Below are 17,721 nucleotides of genomic sequence, written 5' to 3' on the forward strand. Positions count from 1 at the left end.
TTAAAACCTCTTTATTAGATTAACTTTATTATCTAATTGATTTAGAGCTATTTCTAATTCTCTAGTTTCCTCTAATCCAAAAGAATAGCCGTATAATATAATATTTTGCAAGAGTAATTTATTATTACCTATTAAATTAACCAATTCTTTTGTATTTTTACTACGCCAACCTTCTTTGATTAAATATAACCTTGAATGCTCAATATAATTAGCTTCGTAGTCAAGAATAGTTAACTTAGTTATATTTGTATTAAAATCATAGTTATCTTGTACTAACCAATTCTGCATTATAACTTCTTCACCAGTTGCTTCACCTTCTAACCCCAAGTTTTTGCTTGAAAAAATATCAATCATATTATCAAATAAATCAAGACCAAGATTTTCAAAATTCTCAATTTTATCTAAAACACTGATTGGGGGAGCAACTACAAAGTAATGTTTATATAACTCTAGGTTTTTTTCTCTATTTTTTTCATAAATTTTATTAATACGACTTAAAGTTAATTCATCAATGCTCTTATAACCTAACTCAAAGAGCCTTTCATTAGAGGAATCAGGAACTTTTATATTGTCTTCAGTAACACTATAAGTTTTCTCAGGGATTTGGACTATAATATATTTTCTATTTGCTTCTTCTTTTATATTAGCTTCAATTACCGCTTCAGCTGTCGTACCTGATCCGCCAAAGAAATCTAATATTATTGAATTTTCATCTGAAAAGTATCTAACTAATTTTTCAACAAATTCTACTGGTTTGGGACTTGTAAATAAAGACTCACCATCAAATAGGTTCACTAAATACTTAGTAGCCACTTGATTCATAAATTTATTATCAACACCAAAGAGTGAATTCACTGGATTATTTTTGTTTTTTATATCTTTCAAATATTTTTTCACAATAAATCCTCTTTCTGAACCCTTTACTTCCTTCTTAAATTTCACTTTTCCTGATTCAACCCAGTTCTCAAAAGTTGTTTTAGAAAAAGCCCAATATCTACCTTTAGGCGGAAAATCGATAGTTCCCGTATAGGGATTCTTAATTTCAAACAGTGCATTTTTACTTCCACTTCTAGCACTTGGATTATCTGATGCCCACGGGCCATTAGGATCATTATCAATATTTTTATAATTTCCAAATTCTTTAGCATCACCTTTCATTTTTACCTGATTAATATTTTTAGCATATATCAAGGTGTGTTCATGTTGTTGGTTAAAACCAGTCGAAGAATCATTTGTAGTAGATTTAGTTTTTCTTATAATATCACCAACAAATGAGGATTCACCAAAAATTTCATCTAATAATACTTTCAAAGTTGCAAATTCGTTTTCATCAATTGATACACTGATTTTCCCAGATTCTGTAAGTAGCTTTCTGGCTAATAATAGCCTTGGATACATAAATGCTAACCACGCAGAATGATTAGATTTTCCTTGTATTGATTTAAATCTAATTAATTCTTCGTTAGATAAATTAAATATTTCAATTAATTTTTCATCACTATATTCAAATTTATCCGGATACGTAAAACCATCAGATCCTGTATTATAAGGTGGATCAATATATATATTCTATTCTATTTTGATAATTATTTTGTAAGTGACGTAAAACTTCTAAATTATCACCTGAAAAAATTAAATTCTCATTTTTGTTTTTAAAATTAATTTTTTTATTTGGCACTATAATAGATGTTGACTTTTCACCAGCCTGTTTTTTTGCGTAATTTTTACCTACAAAATTTAAAGTATAACTTGAACTAAACAATGATTGCTGTGAATTTTTAATATTATTATTAAATTTTTCAAGGTCAAAACCACCTAATTCAATTAAATTTCCTTCTTCGTCATAAACATTACTTCTAAAGTAATTAGGCAATTTCTCCCTCAATTCTTCTAAAAAAACATTGTTTTCACTTACCGTATTATTAAAGTTTAAGTTATCTTTAATCACTGTAACACCCCTAAATTATCATTTATTTAATTTTAACACATCTATAACTTTCTAATACACACCCAAAAAGTAACCTAAGTTTTATTTATTGAAGTTTAACGATTGAACATAAAAATGAGATAAGGGGGGTTGATGTGAAATTTGATACACCTTATAACATTATGAAAGTTACATCCGAATAACATTAAAATGCTGTCATACTGGCAGAAATTATAAATGCATATACAAATAGCTTTTGTCGATCAAGTAACATAGAAGATTGCTTTAACAGGTATTTATAAAGCTTATGAAGAAAAAGTAACAACTAAATGTTGATGATATTCTAATTTCAAATCAATAATTGAATGTCTAAGGTACGATTTCAGATTAAAATAATGATAAAGAAAGCTATTTTGATGGAGCTTTAAATACTTTTATAGTAGATATTAAACAAAACTAAGATAAACAAATCTCACATCAAGTTGAAGACTTGTCAATAAAGTCCTCGATAGAGGTTGCTTATCAGGGATATTATCAGATAATCATAAAACAAATGATAAATAATATGGGTAATGTGGCAAACTCTAATACCTTTATTTCCGACCCTAAAGCATTTAAATAAAATGCCAAAAATGTACTAAAAAACATTGAAAAAGAACTCGGATGAATTATTGAATAATGTAAAAGATAAACACAAAGTTTTGAATACAGAAGAAAATAGAAATCTTCTTCAACACATATTGGACTTTAGTGTTGAAATTATTCAATTAATAAATTTAAGATAAAAACACCTATCTTCATTGAACTATAATAAATATGGGTATTATCTTAAAACGAAATTTTTATTAATTTTTTATAAATTCTAACAATATTATGCATCTAAAACATATCTACATAGTGGCTAAATTAAATGTATCACTTATGATAACTCTCACCGCGCATAATCTTAAAAGCACGATAAACTTGTTCTATTAATATCACGCGCATCATCTGGTGAGGAAATGTCATCTTACTAAATGATAATCTAAAATCGCTACGATTTAAGACTTCTTTAGACAGACCGTTAGACCCACCGATAACAAAAGTGAAGTCGCTTTGGCCTCGTGTCATACGTTGATCAAGTTCAGATGCAAGTGCTTCAGAACTTAGCATCTTGCCTTCAATTTCTAGAGTGATTACTGTTGATTGAGGTTTAATCTTAGCGAGTAGTCGTTCGCCTTCTTTTTGTCTGACTTGTTCAACTTCTTTGTCGCTTAAATTTTCTGGGGCTTTTTCATCGGGCACTTCAATTATCTCTATTTTGGTATAACCTGATAAGCGCTTTTCATACTCAGCTATGGCCTGTTTCCAGAATTTCTCCTTTAACTTACCAACAGTTAAAATCGTAATCTTCATAAGTATCCTCCGAACCTGTAATTTTATCCTAGTTATCCACAAGTTATTCACTTGTGCACACGTTTCTCTCTTATTATACCAATAATGTATACAGATTTTTAGAAATTGATTGATACTATTCACAAAATCTATGGATAAACCTGTGATTATGTGGATAACTCTGTGTATAATGTGGGTATCCACATGTGGATTGTTTATAAATATGGATAACTTGGAATAAGTGTGTGAATAACTTTCCCTTCCGTCTTACATACTTATTCACATTATTTATAAACTCAATTATATCAACGTGTCTGAATTTTGTGTTATGTATATGATAAATTATAGCTACTAAAATATAGATAAATGATTTACCTCTTTTGTGCGATTTACATATAAAAAACTACCAACGCAAAAGCGTCGGTAGTTCGTAACAATCTTAATTATGCTGCTTGGCCGTTGATTGAACCAGCGTTAGGTAGTTCTTTGTGATGGCCTTTACCATGACTTCCTGGCTCACCTGGATTATGTTTTTGTTTACCTGGTGCTTTATCGCTAGGATGTTCACCGTTGCCTGGTTTACCATGACCGTTGCCATTATGCTTACCAGGGTGTTTGTTAGTTTCTTCTTGTTCACCTGTATTGTCACCAGTGTCTTCGTTTGATTCGGCTTCACCGTAAATCACACGATCTTCTTCTGGTTTCTGATATTGACTTAGGTCAGTGTCTTTTAAATAGTCTGCGAAGACTTTTTCTAGAGAAAGACCTTCTTCAACATCGCTCTTCTTAAACATTTCGTAACCATCACCGCCACGTGCTGTGAAATCGTTTGTCGCAATGTGGTAAGTACGTGACTCGTCTAATGCTTCAAATTTCTTAGTTTCTTTATTTAACACTTTAATGCTTGTAACACGTTCACCATCTGGTTTATCTAAATCATAATGTACGCGGATTGAATCTGAAACTTGTAAGTAGCCGCCGCTTCCAGCTAATTTCTTCTTACCGTCTTTCGTTTCAACTGGACCGCCTAAGCTATGTTCGAATGCAGCTTTAACATCTGAACCTTTAAGATCGATTTGTGCCATTCTGTTACCGAAAGGAAGTACTGTGATGATATCTTTTAACGTCACTTCGCCTGTGCGAATTTCTTCACGGATACCACCAGCATTTGTGATAGCGAAGTCTGAAGGCTGACTGAATTTCGTTTGACCGTATTGTTCCATTGCGTCTGCAATTGCGTGACCTAAGTTTGTTTCTTGAGCTGGCCCTTCGTTGTTGTAATGGTCAAAGTGCACTGGATTGTTCTCAATGATAACTTCTGACGTTTTCTTGTCGAATTCCTTAGAAGCCTTTTCAACTTGAGCAGCTAATGCTTCATTAGGCTTCACGTCTTTCGTATCTTCTTCGTGAATTAAACGTGATTTAAGGTTGTTCATCTTACCATCTTTGAAGTCGTAAGAAATGATACCTACGTTTTGAAGTGTTGCACCTGTTTGAGCAAGTAGGCTATCACCATATTGCTGACCATTCTCGATAACTGTGTGAGAGTGACCGTCAATAACTGTGATAGGGCGTTTAAGTGATTCATTCTTGCTAAGTTGCTCTGTTAAGTAATCCCCGCGCCATTCTTTCTTAGTTGAAGGGTTAACACCCATGTGTGAAAGGACGATAATGCTATCTACATCGTCTTGAATACGTTTAATTTCTTCTGTAACAGTTGATTCTGGGTCTTTAAATTCAACGCCTTTAATACCTTCTGGAGAAGTTGTTGTCTTAGTTTGAGGTGTTGTCACACCTACGATACCGTATTTCTTACCGTTCTTTTCAACGATTGTCGATTTCTTGAATGCAGGTTTACCGTCTTTATAAACGTTTGCTGTTACGATTGGAAAATCAAGCATGCTTTCTAATTTCTTTAATTGATCAAACCCGAAGTCGAATTCGTGGTTACCAACTGTCATTGCATCATAACCAACTGCGTTCATGACTTTAGCCATTTCTTCACCTTTAGATTCGTTAGATAAAGGAAGACCTTGGAAAGCATCCGCAGCATCTAATGTTAAGTCAGGGTTCTCTTGTTCTTTGATTGTCTTTAATTTAGCCATCCCAATTACGCGACCGTCTTCTTGTTCTAAGCGACCATGCATGTCATTAGTATGTAGAATCTTGTGTTGACCTTCTGCTGTCGTATCTTGATTTGTGTCCGCAGCGTTAGCGAAGTTATGTAAAGTTAGGACACTTAATAACATCATTACGACACCCACTACTTTAAGAAAAGTGGATTTCATAAACATTCCTCCTATACTTTTTTAATCCATAACTATCGTATCACGCAAAGTCGCGTGTGATTCTAAAAATTATGTAAATATAATTAAATTATTTTGAACAGAAATTTTCTATTTGATACAGACAGGGACGTAAGATTTTAAATGAGCTTAATTACTCTATTTAATACAATTCTTAAACAGCTGACTCAGAGGGCGGGGCCCCGGCAAATTTTAAAGAACAAAGAAGCTCATGCTTCTTTGTAAGATCAACTAACGAATCGAGAATTCGAGTTGAGCTTTATGCGCAAGCAAATTAACAAGCTATGCAAGCCGGGGCTTGCATTGTTATAAACAAAGAAGCTAAAGCTTCTTTGTAAGTTCAACTATCGAATATAAAATTCGAGTTGAACTTTACAGGAAAGCATGCTGTTTAAAAGAATTGTTTTTATAACCCACTCTGTCAATATTATTGATAAATGCATTTAAATTCTTCACAGACCATGATTTCGTCTTCATTAAATGAGATGTCGTAGTCCGCGTAGTATGGTTCGAAGAAAGCGATATGTGCTTGTCGCCAATAAGAAAGCGACCGATCGCCTTCACCTTCTTTGAAAGCAAAGTCCTCATCAATTTCTTTAAATGGCTTTTGATAGACGGCGATATTTTCGATGATGCATACAGGCTCATCGTTAGATTCTAGTATGATACTAACATCGCCTGTTTCAGGCATTGGTTCGTCATCAAGGCGATACATCGTGAGTGCACTCGTTGTCGCTGTTTTAGTGCCGTCTTTCACGAGTTGTACTAAGTGGTCGCTATCTACGCCAAAAGCCCAAGATGTATACGCTTTGTTCTTATATTCAGGAAACTCATTCGTAAATTTTTCCCAATACGTTTTTACGTCCATCGTCATCATCTCCTTTTTTATTATCTTAATTAAAAAGCCCGTCATAATCAATGTTTTGACACGTCCGTCATACTAACTGCACTCAAACTTCAGTGTGACCTTGAGGGGATTATTCGACGTCGTGCAAGCTGAGCTCGATGATACTTTAAAGCAATCAAATACGGGCGCTTTTCGTAGAAGGCGTATGCTACCTCTAATAAGAAAGTAACCACTTTGGGTTTAGCTCTATAAAACGCATAGTTGCTTAGAGGGCTTTTCAACAAATAAACTTAATTTAACGCACGTGTACTTACAGGGCTTTTCCAATAATAAAAGGATCACAAAACCCGCCTACTCAACTCTTACAATCACGTTACGTCTCTTGCACCCATTTTCAAAAAAAGGCGAAAAAAAGCACCCGGAAACAACATTCCAGGTGCATCATGTCCGTATTATAACGTATAAATTGGAGTCGGTTCGGCCTTGTCAGTGTCGCAAAGCTTCACATCATTCGTTGTACAGATGTCATGCTCGTTCAACACTTGACCGACACTCATGCGTGCTAGGTCTTTCATATTATTATCTTGCGATAGGTGTGATAAGTAAATGCGCTTCGTGTGACCTGTAATGACGTCGCTCATAGCGTGGCCAGCGTCCTCGTTCGACACGTGACCCATGTCGCTTAGAATACGCTGTTTCGTCTTCCAAGGATAGCGACACATACGAAGCATATCGACGTCGTGATTACTTTCGAATACGAACGCATCACTGCCACGAATCATGCCTTTCATGCGGTCTGACACGTAACCTGTGTCGGTGATCATCGTGAATTTCTTATAGTCGTTATGAAAGATGTAAAATTGCGGGTCAATGGCGTCGTGTGACACGTTGAATGACTCGATATCAAATCCTGCTAGAGATTTCGTTTCATATGGATTGAAGATAAACTTTTGATCAGTCGGGATTCGGCTATCTTTCTTCTCAATTTGCGTCCATGTCTTCTCGTTCGCATAAATCGGTAAGCCGTATTTACGCGCGATAACGCCTAGACCTTTAATGTGGTCCACGTGCTCGTGTGTCACGAGGATACCGTTTAAATCTTTGATACTGCGGTCAATCTTCTGGAACAGGGCTTCCATCTTCTTACCTGTTAAGCCTACGTCGACGAGTAGACTTCCTTTATCACTTTCTACATAAGTGGCGTTGCCTGTACTACCACTTGCCAGTACACTCATACGTATCAAGTGATCACCCTTTCTATTCTATTCTTTTTGTTCGATAATTTTAGGATTGTTTGATGTCGCTTCAATGTAGTAGGTCTTCGTTTCGTTGTCCGCTTCAATCACAACTTCCCAGTTTGGTTGAAGGACTTGTACGCTTGGTTCTCTAACGAATGAGTAGTAACCAAGTCTGACGTTTTTGACTTTATCACCTGAAATGAGATAACGATTGTAATAAAGTTCATCTAAAGCTTTTTTAGGTGAAATAACTTGTTTTTCAACGTTATTCGCACCTTCTGAAGGCTCAACTTTACCCATGTAAGACTGCGTAAACATTTTAACCCTCTTATCCTTATCTATCTTAAATATGATAAGCGCTTTAGAATTATTCATGATTGGGTAGTCTGAGTACGTTTGTTCAAATACAACTCGGTTCTTCGAGGAAGATTTAAACTGGTAATCTTTCCCGTGATAGACGTGTTTATCGATATAGCGCTTCAATGGACTAATTTCCTTTTCCGAAAAGTCAATTGGATGCTCCATATGAACGTCTATCGTTTCGTCACCATGATTGAGTTTAACATTTGAACGTGATTTCGCATATGATTCGAAATCCTTCGTCTTACCTGTTATCAATTGCATTTTAACGTCATCAACATCTGGTAATTTATTGAGAATTTGTATGTTTTCTTCATCAAAATCTAGCTCAGTGGTCTTTTCCTCTTCGAAGACCTTCGAACTATTGATCTTATTGATATAGGCAATGGCTAGACCGATATTGACGAGAATAAATACGATAATAAATAGTGTCTTCGCTAGTTTCCAGTTCATTTATCGTAACCTCCCGTCATCATACTCGAGCCATTCGCCATCATATTTCACAAACCACTTCGGTATTAATTTAGCGTTCTTCTGGGAATCAATGTCATCACTATGTTCAACGCGCATGTCGTAGGATACTGCCATATTCGATATTTTTGAAGGGTAGATTTTAGGATTTTGCGATAACTTATCGCTCACTTCCTCTGCTGAAGGTAGCTCAGTTTCTGCAGCACCATTGTCGACGCTTACATTCATCTTTAACAGACCGCGGCGATAACCAAAGATACCTTTCTCACCCCAAGTAATGTCTATTAAGCTGAGGCCATTCTTTTGGAACACAGGGCGATTATACGCATACATCAGGTACGATAACTTACCTGATTGTTCATCCGTGTTGAAAAGCCTAAACTCATCCGTATAGCCACCTTGTGAATTGATAAAGTTGAAGGTCGCTGGAATATTGGTACGCATGTCTGTGACTTTAGACTCGCTTTCAGATAAGTTTTTATACTTATACATTTCAACCGCGTGATTGTATTCAGCAACACCTGTTGTCGTGTTGTAAGTCGTATAGCCTCTTCTAGAGCTGTGTACGATTGCTGTGTTACCAAGTAGAAGTGAGTTTAAGTCGTCGATGCTAATTTTCTTGAGTACACTGCGGTAAGTCTTAAGGTCTTTGGGCTTTTCAGTGGCGTAAAGATATGTCGCTTGATCTTGAACTTTCTTGCCAGTCAGAATCTCTGAATAAGGTGTCATGTCGTCTTCAAATTCAGCTTTGAGTGACTTGATTTTAGCGCTATCAAGAGTCGTATCAATACGCATCGCTTTTTCCTTATCTTTCGAAACGGCGTATAACGTTACATTCTTGTTGGCCGTGTAATCGATGATAAGACGGTCCATATTAAAGTGTTTCGGAAACTCGCCTTCTTCAAGTCCTAAGACACGTGAAACGTACATTGAAACCGGCATTTCGAACGTGAAATCGAGTACTAAGTTTTGATCACTTAACTCTGGAATCACGAGACTCGGATGTGCCTTATAGTATTTCGTCTTCTTGATAGTATGTTCGTTAAATAACGGCGCTAAGTTGATGCTGCTATCGTAAGGCATACCCATAACGCGTTCGCCTTGTTTATCGATAAGTTGAAATGGCGCGACAACATTTTCGATTTGCTTATCGTGGCGCTTACCGATAGCCTTTTCTTCAACGCTATCTTCTTCCAATTGATCGGTTTTATGGTTCGGTGTGAAGTTCCATATCTTGTATGTCAGTATGATACTCGTGATGACGAGGATACCGAGTAGAATCGATTTGAAAATTTCTTTATTCTGCATCCCAATCACCATCTTCAATAACTTCTATCGGCAATGTGATGAAGATCGATGTACCTTGACCTTCCACACTGTTTGCCCAAATACGACCTTTATGCGCTTCGACGATTTCTTTTGAAATAGCGAGACCTAAACCAGTACCGCCCATTTTACGTGTACGTGCTTTATCAACACGGAAGAAGCGGTCGAAAATTTTATCAACTTTGTTAATTGGGATACCAATACCGTTATCTTTAATACGAATTGTCATTCGATTGTATAATGTGTTTTGTTTCACGTGAAACTCAACGCGTTTTTCGCCGCGAGAGTATTTAGTAGCGTTTGAAATGACGTTGTCGAACACCTGCGTCATCTTATCAGGGTCGATTTCAGTAAAGATGGTTTCGTTCGGAATGTCTCTGACAAAGGTCGTGTCTTTTGCGGCCATTTCGTGACGATTGATGATCTTTTGAATGAACATGTTAAAGTCGACAATCTCTTTATTGATCTGATCCGACTGGTTATCCATACGAGACAGATGTAAGAGGTCGTTAACAAGACGAATCATACGCTCTGTTTCTTCACGCGTCACAGATAGGAATTGAGGCGCGATATCTTTATCTTTCCAAGCACCACTTTCAAGTGCTTCAATATAACTGTTCATTGAAGTCAGTGGCGTTCTAAGTTCGTGTGACACGTTCGCAACGAATTCGCGACGTTCACGCTCGATTTGTTGTTGCTCCGTAACATCGTGTAATACCGCAATGTAACCTGTCACAAAGCCAGTATCCTGTACGATGGTACTAAAATTAACACGTGCAATGATACCTTCCTCTTCGTTCACTTCGATTAAGAAGCTATCGTTACTTTCTTGCATCTCATCAAGTGAGAACTCTTCTTCAAGGTCAAGCACACTTAGAATGTAGTAGCCCTGTACGTCTTCTTTCGCGAACCCGAGCATCTTAAGTGCCATGTCATTCACGATACGTACGCGGCCACGACGGTCAGTCGCAATGACCCCGTCACTCATATGCGTGATTACAGAATCTAGGCGTCGCTTCTCACTTTCAAGGTTCGCCTGTGCTTCTTGAACGCGTTTTGATAAGTTGTTGAATGCGAGCGCCAGTTCACCAATTTCGTCATTACCGTAAATCTTAACACGCTGGTTATAGTTACCTTTCGCCATCTCTACCGTTTGGTTACGCATGTCCGTAATTGGCTTTGTAATCGTACGTGCGATAAAGAAACCGAGAATCACTGTAATGAAGAGCGAAATGGCTGTACCAACGATGAAGATTTGGTTAATGCTCTTTAATTGTTCGTATACTTCAAAGATTTTACTCTCGATATGAATGATACCGATGAGCTTACCGTCCTCTGATTTAACAGGGACGTTAGAAACCCATATTTGTTGCTTACTTTCATTAGGCGAAATTTTTTTAAGTTGCTTACTTTCTCGTTTTTCGCCGAACGAAATCGCTTCTTTTACAGAACTCAACTTCGTCTTTTGATTGATAATACTTTTATTTTCACCACGGGAAGTGGCTAATACGACTTGATTATTATCAATGAAGCGGATTTCATAAATATCATTATGGTTCGCATAGTCCTTTAATAATGTTTGCACCTCTGATTGAAAAGACTCGTCCGAGTCGTCTTTGCTGGTGTACTTTTTCTTTATGTTAAAGGACAATTGCGTCGCATAGTTATTCATATTGTCTTTGAAGTTATTCTCAAGTTCATGTTCCAGACTATTCGTAAAGTATAAACCAATAATCTGCATACCTATGATGATCAGTAGTACATAGACAATAACGAGTTTAGTGTGAAGAGATTGAAATTGTTTTAACCACTTCATAAACTAACCTCTAGTCATGTTGTTGGAGAAAGTATCCAACGCCACGTCTTGTAACAATGTATTCAGGATGTGATGCATCGTCTTCGATTTTTTCACGTAAACGACGGATTGTTACGTCTACTGTACGTACATCACCAAAGTAGTCATAGCCCCACACCGTTTGAAGTAGGTGTTCACGTGTCATAACTTGACCCATATGTTTTGATAAATAGTGGAATAATTCGAATTCACGGTGTGTTAACTCAATTTCTTCACCGCGTTTTTTAATCGAATACGCATCTGGGTATACTACAATATCTTTAATTGTAATTTCATTCGTTGTTTCTTCAGTTTCTTGAGCTGGTTGTGCATAATGACGACGGAGATTTGCTTTTACACGTGCAATTAATTCTCTCGTACTGAATGGTTTCGTTACATAATCATCTGCACCTAATTCTAGCCCTAAAACTTTATCTATTTCTGAATCTTTAGCTGTAAGCATGATAATTGGCATATCAAATTTCTTTCTCACTTCACGACATACTTCCATACCGTCACGTCCCGGAAGCATAATGTCTAATAGCACAATATCAGGCTCTACATCATAAATTAAATCAACGGCATCGTTACCATCATAGGCACAATACACGTCGTAACCTTCTTTTTTTAAATTAAATTCTAAAATGTCAGCAATTGGTTTTTCGTCATCTACAACGACAATTCTTCTTGCCATATTATTGACCTCATTTCTAAATTGAAGTACTGAACGATTAAGTAAATTACATAATCTCCTACCTTATAATGTACCATTTCTTCCTATTAAATTCTATTTTCTTATCTAAAAATTTGTATTGCTATACGCTTTTTAGAATGCTTGATAAAGATGTCAATTGCTTACGTAAAGGGTTTGTAAAGACCGTTTATGTATAAAAAGTATATTTTTTGAAATTTTATAAGAATACAAAAAAATGCTCACCCTATTGGGTGAGCATCATACGGTCCCGACGGGAATCGAACCCGCGATCTCCTGCGTGACAGGCAGGCGTGTTAACCGCTACACTACGGGACCTAAAATGGTGACTCCTACGGGACTCGAACCCGTGTTACCGCCGTGAAAGGGCGGTGTCTTAACCGCTTGACCAAGGAGCCGTTCTTAAGCACAAGATAGATTATAGCATGATTAAATATGCAGTGACAAGATTTTTTTGTAAATTTTTTGTATAATTTTAAGTATAGCGTTTTAAAGGGAGGCAAATCGTATGGATTCACAGCTAAAACAAGGTGAACATACTGAGAGAAAGAAAAAGTTTTCACTAAAACAATTTATTAAACGCTTTATCTTTTTAACTATCGGTGCTGTCTTAATGGCAGTCGGGCTTGAACTCTTTTTAGTACCTAACAAGCTTCTTGATGGCGGTATCGTAGGTATTTCCATTATCTTATCTCATTTAACTGGGGTAAAACTTGGTATCTTTATTTTCGTATTAAACCTGCCATTTTTCTTCTTAGGTTATAAGCAAATCGGGAAGACCTTTGCGCTTTCCACACTTTATGCAATCACAGTACTTTCAGTGAGTACCGCTTTACTTCATCCTGTTCCACCATTTATTCAAGAGAAATTCTTAGTTACGATTTTCGGCGGTGCAATTTTAGGTATCGGCGTCGGTCTAGTGATTCGTTATGGTGGTTCACTCGACGGCACAGAAATTTTATCCATCTTGATCAATAAGAAGGTCCCATTTTCAGTGGGAGAAATTGTGATGATCATCAATTTCTTCATCTTTACGGTAGCTGGTTTTATTTTCACGTGGGAAAGTGCCATGTTTAGTGTTATCGCGTACTTCATTGCTTTTAAAATGATTGATACGATTTTACTTGGTATCGACGAATCGAAGGCCGTTTGGGTCATTAGCGATGAGTACAAGGAGATTGGTGAAGCAATTAACGCACGTTTAGGTCGTGGCGTCACGTATCTGCATGGTGAAGGTGCGTACTCAGGCGAAGATCGTCGCGTTGTCTTCTGCGTAATTACGCGTTTAGAAGAAGCGAAGCTCAAGGATATCGTTATGGAACTCGATGAAAAGGCCTTTCTATCCATAGGTAACGTTTCAGAAGTTTATGGCGGTCACCATCGTAAAAAAGATATTCACTAGAGTTAGTCCGAGTTTTTAATTTATGAAGTTTTGTTTGTTGTGTAATATATGGGTGCTTGGCGCTAAATAAATTTACATTTAAATAATTTTTTTATAAAATAGTTACGAGACTTAGTTGATATTTGTCTCAAGATCAACTTGTTCTGACAGTTGATTTTTTTCAAACCGTAATTGCGGTATCATTCCTTATGAATAGCTATCCTAGGCGTTAAAGTCTAGGGTAGCTCTTTTTTTGGGTTGGATATGGGGGTTGGGGTACGGGAGCTGGAGACCAATTTTGAGGTAACCTTTGTGATATGGCTTCCTTGTTACATTGTTTGTCTCAGTCTTTGTAATAAGGCGTCCTTGTTACTTTGTTTGTCTCTGTCTTTGTAATAAGGCGTCCTTGTTACTTTGTTTGTCTCTGTCTTTGTGATAAGGAAAATTTTCGAAACCGAAAATTTCTCATTATTTTAATTATAGGTGTAAGTATTGATGTAGATTTCTATACGGTAACGGGTTCGTTATGCGATTGTTTTTATTTTCTTTCGCGTAACAGACCCCTTATGCGATTGTTTTATTTTTCTTTCGCACAACGGCCCCATTATGCGATTGTTTTTTATTTCTTTCGCGTAACGGACTCCTTATGCGATTGTTATTTTTTCTTTCGCACAACGGGCTCCTTATGCGATTGTTTCTATTTTCTTTCGCGTAACAGACCCGTTATGCGATTGTTTCTATTTTCTTTCGCGCAACAAACCCGTTACACGATTGTTTCTATTTTCTTTCGCGCAACAAACCCGTTACACGATTGTTTCTATTTTCTTTCGCATAAGGGGGCCTTCCGTATAATTATTAATTCCCGTTAACCACGCTGCCCCCATTTTCAAAAAGAAAAAAGCCAACAAAGTCATAGAACTTTGCTGGCTTAGATATATTTAAGACGTCCGTCCGTCTAATTTACCATAATTTCTCTAGCATGTTTGTTTGGTTGCGGTCTGGACCTACTGAGAAGATTGAGATGTGAACGTTACATAGTTCTGAAATGCGTTCTAGGTAACGACGTGCGTTCTCAGGAAGTTCTTCTAACGTGCGGCAACCTGTAATGTCTTCTTTCCAACCAGGTAACTCTTCGAAGATTGGTTTACAACGCTTAAGTGTGTTTAAGTTAGCTGGGTATTCTGTAATTTCTTCACCGTCTAACTCGTAAGCTGTACAGATCTTAACTGTGTCTAAACCTGATAATACGTCGATTGAGTTGATTGATAGGTCTGTGATACCACTTACACGACGTGAATGGCGTAATACAACTGAGTCGAACCAACCTACACGACGTGGACGACCTGTTGTTGTACCGTATTCGCGGCCAACTTCACGGATGTGGTTACCGTCTTCATCGAATAGTTCTGTTGGGAATGGACCGTCACCTACTCGAGATGTGTATGCTTTACATACGCCGATTACTTTAGAAACGAATGTTGGACCTACACCAGTACCTACTGTAACGTTACCTGCAACTGGGTTACTTGATGTAACGAATGGATATGTACCGTGGTCGATATCTAACATAACACCTTGTGCACCTTCGAATAATACGCGCTCATCTGATTGAAACGCATCGTCAAGCACTTTTGAAGTGTCTGTAACGTATTGTTTTAAACGTTGACCCGCTTCATAGTATGCTTCGAAGATGTCTTCGAATTTGATTTCTTCAGCGTTAAACATACCTTTGAAGTAATCATTTTTATAATCAAGGTTCGTTTTAAGAATTTGTTCGAATGTTTCTTTATCTAAAAGGTCTGCCATACGGATACCCATACGATGTGCTTTATCTACATATGCTGGACCGATACCTTTTTTAGTCGTACCAATTTTATTATCACCACGACGCTCTTCTTCTAGTTCATCTTGTCTAATGTGGTAAGGTAAGATAACTTGAGCACGGTTTGAGATACGTAAATTATCTGTTGATACACCGCGTTCGTTCAAGCCGTCTAACTCTTTTAATAATGCGACTGGATCTACTACAACGCCGTTACCGATAACAGCTAATTTATCTTTATAGAAAATACCAGATGGTACTAAATGTAATTTATATGTTTCACCGTCAAACTTGATTGTATGACCCGCGTTATTTCCGCCTGAAAAACGTGCGATTACATCCGCTTGTTCAGCTAAGAAATCTGTGATTTTACCTTTACCTTCGTCTCCCCATTGTGTCCCAACAACTACGATTGATGACATAAGAGCACCTCCAAGTTTTTCTCATTTAACCATATGTATTCTACCAATACTATTCTGTAATTGCAAACATAAAAACGAACATTTATTTGACTTTTTAAAAGGCGTGCGCCACCGCGATTACGAACCAACAAAAGCCCGCTAAGGCCGTCGTTACAACGTTTATCGCTCAATACATTCTTTTTAAAAATACATACTTCTGAATGATTATGAACGATAAATCAATACAAAAACCGTACATTAAAGCATAAAAACTTTTAAATGTACGGTTAAATACTTCGCATTACATTTCTGCGTGTGCGTAATCAATGTCTGTAAATTTATTATATTGTTTCATGAAGTGAAGTTTAACGGTTCCTGTAGGGCCGTTACGTTGCTTGGCGATAATAATCTCAATCTCACCATTATCATCATTCGTTTGAGGTAAGTTGTCGCCATCTTCATCGTCGTCATCTTCACCACGGTTATAATAATCTTCACGATATAAGAAAGCTACAATATCCGCGTCTTGCTCGATAGACCCTGATTCACGAATATCACTCATCATAGGTCGTTTATCTTGTCGCTGTTCAACACCACGTGATAACTGACTGAGTGCAATCACAGGGCACTCCATCTCTCTTGCGATAGCTTTCAATGTACGCGAAATCTCTGACACTTCTTGTTGACGGTTATCTGACATACGAGAACCGCTTCCTTGAATCAGTTGTAAGTAGTCGATCACAATCATATCGAGGCCGTGCTCTTGTTTAAGACGACGACACTTTGATCTAATATCTGTGATTCGAATACCTGGCGTATCATCGATGAAAATCTTCGTACGTGACAACTTACCGACTGCAATCGTGAAACGATTCCAATCTTCTTCAGTCATCGTACCGGTACGTAAACGGTTTGAGTCTACGTTACCTGAACTACAAATCATACGCGTTGCGAGCTGGTCAGCACCCATTTCTAGTGAAAAGATACCTACCGTAAATTGATCTTCGTGTGTCGCAACCTTTTGCGCAATATTTAGTGCGAAGGCAGTCTTACCGACAGATGGTCTTGCTGCTAAGATGATTAAATCATTGCGGTTAAAGCCCGCTGTCATATTATCTAAATCACGGTACCCTGTTGGGATACCAGGTGTTTGACCACTATTCTGATCAAGCAATTCTGCATTATCGTACACATCACCTAAGACGTCACGAATATCTTTAAAGCCGTCACTCTCACGTGTAGACGAAATATCAAGAATACGTTTTTCGGCGTCATTTAACACGACTTCTAAATCTAACTCATCATTATAACCATCATTTGCGATACTCTCAGCAACATAAATCAACTTACGCTTAATCGCATGCTTAATTACGATGTCGATATAATGATCGATGTTACGAGTTGTAGGTAAGTTATTCGCAAGTTCAGCGAGATATGATGGTCCACCTGACTCACTGAGCTTACCTTCAGTCGTGAGTTGTTCGAGTAATGTAACGATGTCGATCTCTTTGCCGTCTTCATTTAAATTCATCATGGCACGGAAGATGTGTTGATGTGCCATACGATAAAATGACTCAGGAAGTAAGACTTCCTGAGTTGTTATAATCAGTTCTGGATCAATGAGAACTGCACCAAGTACAGACTGCTCTGCTTCATTGTTATGTGGCATTTGATTTTGTTGTTGATACATACCATCCATACGGAGCACCTCATTACCTTACG

The 17,721-nt window shown here is 37.2% G+C and carries 13 protein-coding genes and 2 tRNA genes; 1 reads left to right on the forward strand and 14 read right to left on the reverse strand.

The features are described from left to right. The 12 genes from A33S_RS0108080 to A33S_RS0108135 all read right to left on the reverse strand — a co-directional run bounded on the left by A33S_RS0108080 (window position 1) and on the right by A33S_RS0108135 (window position 12,793). The gene (locus A33S_RS0108080; protein WP_327078780.1) at window positions 1–1,566 is read right to left on the reverse strand and encodes a site-specific DNA-methyltransferase; all 1,566 of its coding nucleotides are present in this window, start codon (window positions 1,564–1,566) and stop codon (window positions 1–3) included. Beyond that, a complete protein-coding gene (locus tag A33S_RS12535; RefSeq protein ID WP_009383236.1) occupies window positions 1,556–1,948 on the reverse strand; it encodes a hypothetical protein in 393 nt (130 codons plus the stop codon). Before A33S_RS12535 ends, A33S_RS0108080 begins: the two co-directional genes overlap by 11 nt. An 894-nt stretch (window positions 1,949–2,842) precedes the next feature. Then, window positions 2,843–3,322, reverse strand: coding sequence for a 23S rRNA (pseudouridine(1915)-N(3))-methyltransferase RlmH (rlmH, locus tag A33S_RS0108090; protein WP_009383237.1), 480 nt, complete (start codon window positions 3,320–3,322; stop codon window positions 2,843–2,845). Between the two features lie 422 nt (window positions 3,323–3,744). After that, window positions 3,745–5,589, reverse strand: a complete 1,845-nt coding sequence (locus A33S_RS0108095; RefSeq protein ID WP_009383238.1) for a 5'-nucleotidase C-terminal domain-containing protein — start codon at window positions 5,587–5,589, stop codon at window positions 3,745–3,747. 445 nt (window positions 5,590–6,034) lie between these two features. Then, on the reverse strand, window positions 6,035–6,475 hold the full coding sequence (locus A33S_RS0108100) for an ASCH domain-containing protein (protein WP_009383239.1): 441 nt from the start codon (window positions 6,473–6,475) through the stop codon (window positions 6,035–6,037). A 431-nt stretch (window positions 6,476–6,906) separates the two neighbouring features. Further along, window positions 6,907–7,689: an MBL fold metallo-hydrolase gene (locus A33S_RS0108105; protein WP_009383241.1), complete on the reverse strand. Its 783-nt coding sequence runs from the start codon at window positions 7,687–7,689 to the stop codon at window positions 6,907–6,909. 27 nt (window positions 7,690–7,716) lie between these two features. Continuing rightward, the gene (locus tag A33S_RS0108110; protein WP_009383243.1) at window positions 7,717–8,505 is read right to left on the reverse strand and encodes a two-component system regulatory protein YycI; all 789 of its coding nucleotides are present in this window, start codon (window positions 8,503–8,505) and stop codon (window positions 7,717–7,719) included. Then, a complete protein-coding gene (locus A33S_RS0108115) occupies window positions 8,506–9,831 on the reverse strand; it encodes a YycH family regulatory protein (RefSeq protein ID WP_009383244.1) in 1,326 nt (441 codons plus the stop codon). It lies immediately after the preceding gene. Beyond that, window positions 9,821–11,665: a cell wall metabolism sensor histidine kinase WalK gene (gene walK / locus A33S_RS0108120; RefSeq protein WP_009383245.1), complete on the reverse strand. Its 1,845-nt coding sequence runs from the start codon at window positions 11,663–11,665 to the stop codon at window positions 9,821–9,823. Before walK ends, A33S_RS0108115 begins: the two co-directional genes overlap by 11 nt. Before the next feature lie 10 nt (window positions 11,666–11,675). Beyond that, entirely contained in the window at window positions 11,676–12,377 is a 702-nt protein-coding gene (gene yycF, locus A33S_RS0108125) for a response regulator YycF (RefSeq protein ID WP_009383246.1), read from the reverse strand. Between the two features lie 263 nt (window positions 12,378–12,640). Beyond that, window positions 12,641–12,713, reverse strand: a tRNA-Asp gene (locus A33S_RS0108130). 5 nt (window positions 12,714–12,718) lie between these two features. Further along, a tRNA-Glu gene (locus tag A33S_RS0108135) sits at window positions 12,719–12,793 on the reverse strand. A gap of 110 nt (window positions 12,794–12,903) precedes the next feature. Here A33S_RS0108135 and A33S_RS0108140 point away from each other — a divergent pair. Then, a complete protein-coding gene (locus A33S_RS0108140) occupies window positions 12,904–13,797 on the forward strand; it encodes a YitT family protein (RefSeq protein WP_009383248.1) in 894 nt (297 codons plus the stop codon). 939 nt (window positions 13,798–14,736) lie between these two features. Here the strand turns inward: A33S_RS0108140 and A33S_RS0108145 are convergent. Both A33S_RS0108145 and dnaB read right to left on the reverse strand, forming a co-directional pair. Then, the gene (locus tag A33S_RS0108145) at window positions 14,737–16,020 is read right to left on the reverse strand and encodes an adenylosuccinate synthase (RefSeq protein WP_009383250.1); all 1,284 of its coding nucleotides are present in this window, start codon (window positions 16,018–16,020) and stop codon (window positions 14,737–14,739) included. 280 nt (window positions 16,021–16,300) lie between these two features. After that, window positions 16,301–17,698, reverse strand: coding sequence for a replicative DNA helicase (gene dnaB / locus A33S_RS0108150; protein ID WP_009383251.1), 1,398 nt, complete (start codon window positions 17,696–17,698; stop codon window positions 16,301–16,303). Window positions 17,699–17,721 lie beyond the last annotated feature (23 nt).

Origin of the sequence: Staphylococcus massiliensis CCUG 55927, from assembly GCF_000298075.1 — a bacterium.
In the GTDB taxonomy this organism is placed as follows: domain Bacteria; phylum Bacillota; class Bacilli; order Staphylococcales; family Staphylococcaceae; genus Staphylococcus; species Staphylococcus massiliensis.

Excerpts from the sequence above, each read along its gene's own strand:
- yycF (WP_009383246.1), bottom strand. The coding sequence starts at position 12,377 with ATGGCAAGAAGAATTGTCGTTGTAGATGACGAAAAACCAATTGCTGAC.
- A33S_RS0108145 (WP_009383250.1), bottom strand. The coding sequence starts at position 16,020 with ATGTCATCAATCGTAGTTGTTGGGACACAATGGGGAGACGAAGGTAAA.
- walK (WP_009383245.1), bottom strand. The coding sequence starts at position 11,665 with ATGAAGTGGTTAAAACAATTTCAATCTCTTCACACTAAACTCGTTATT.
- A33S_RS0108105 (WP_009383241.1), bottom strand. The coding sequence starts at position 7,689 with ATGAGTGTACTGGCAAGTGGTAGTACAGGCAACGCCACTTATGTAGAA.
- A33S_RS0108095 (WP_009383238.1), bottom strand. The coding sequence starts at position 5,589 with ATGAAATCCACTTTTCTTAAAGTAGTGGGTGTCGTAATGATGTTATTA.
- A33S_RS0108100 (WP_009383239.1), bottom strand. The coding sequence starts at position 6,475 with ATGGACGTAAAAACGTATTGGGAAAAATTTACGAATGAGTTTCCTGAA.
- A33S_RS0108140 (WP_009383248.1), top strand. The coding sequence starts at position 12,904 with ATGGATTCACAGCTAAAACAAGGTGAACATACTGAGAGAAAGAAAAAG.
- rlmH (WP_009383237.1), bottom strand. The coding sequence starts at position 3,322 with ATGAAGATTACGATTTTAACTGTTGGTAAGTTAAAGGAGAAATTCTGG.
- A33S_RS0108110 (WP_009383243.1), bottom strand. The coding sequence starts at position 8,505 with ATGAACTGGAAACTAGCGAAGACACTATTTATTATCGTATTTATTCTC.
- dnaB (WP_009383251.1), bottom strand. The coding sequence starts at position 17,698 with ATGGATGGTATGTATCAACAACAAAATCAAATGCCACATAACAATGAA.
- A33S_RS0108115 (WP_009383244.1), bottom strand. The coding sequence starts at position 9,831 with ATGCAGAATAAAGAAATTTTCAAATCGATTCTACTCGGTATCCTCGTC.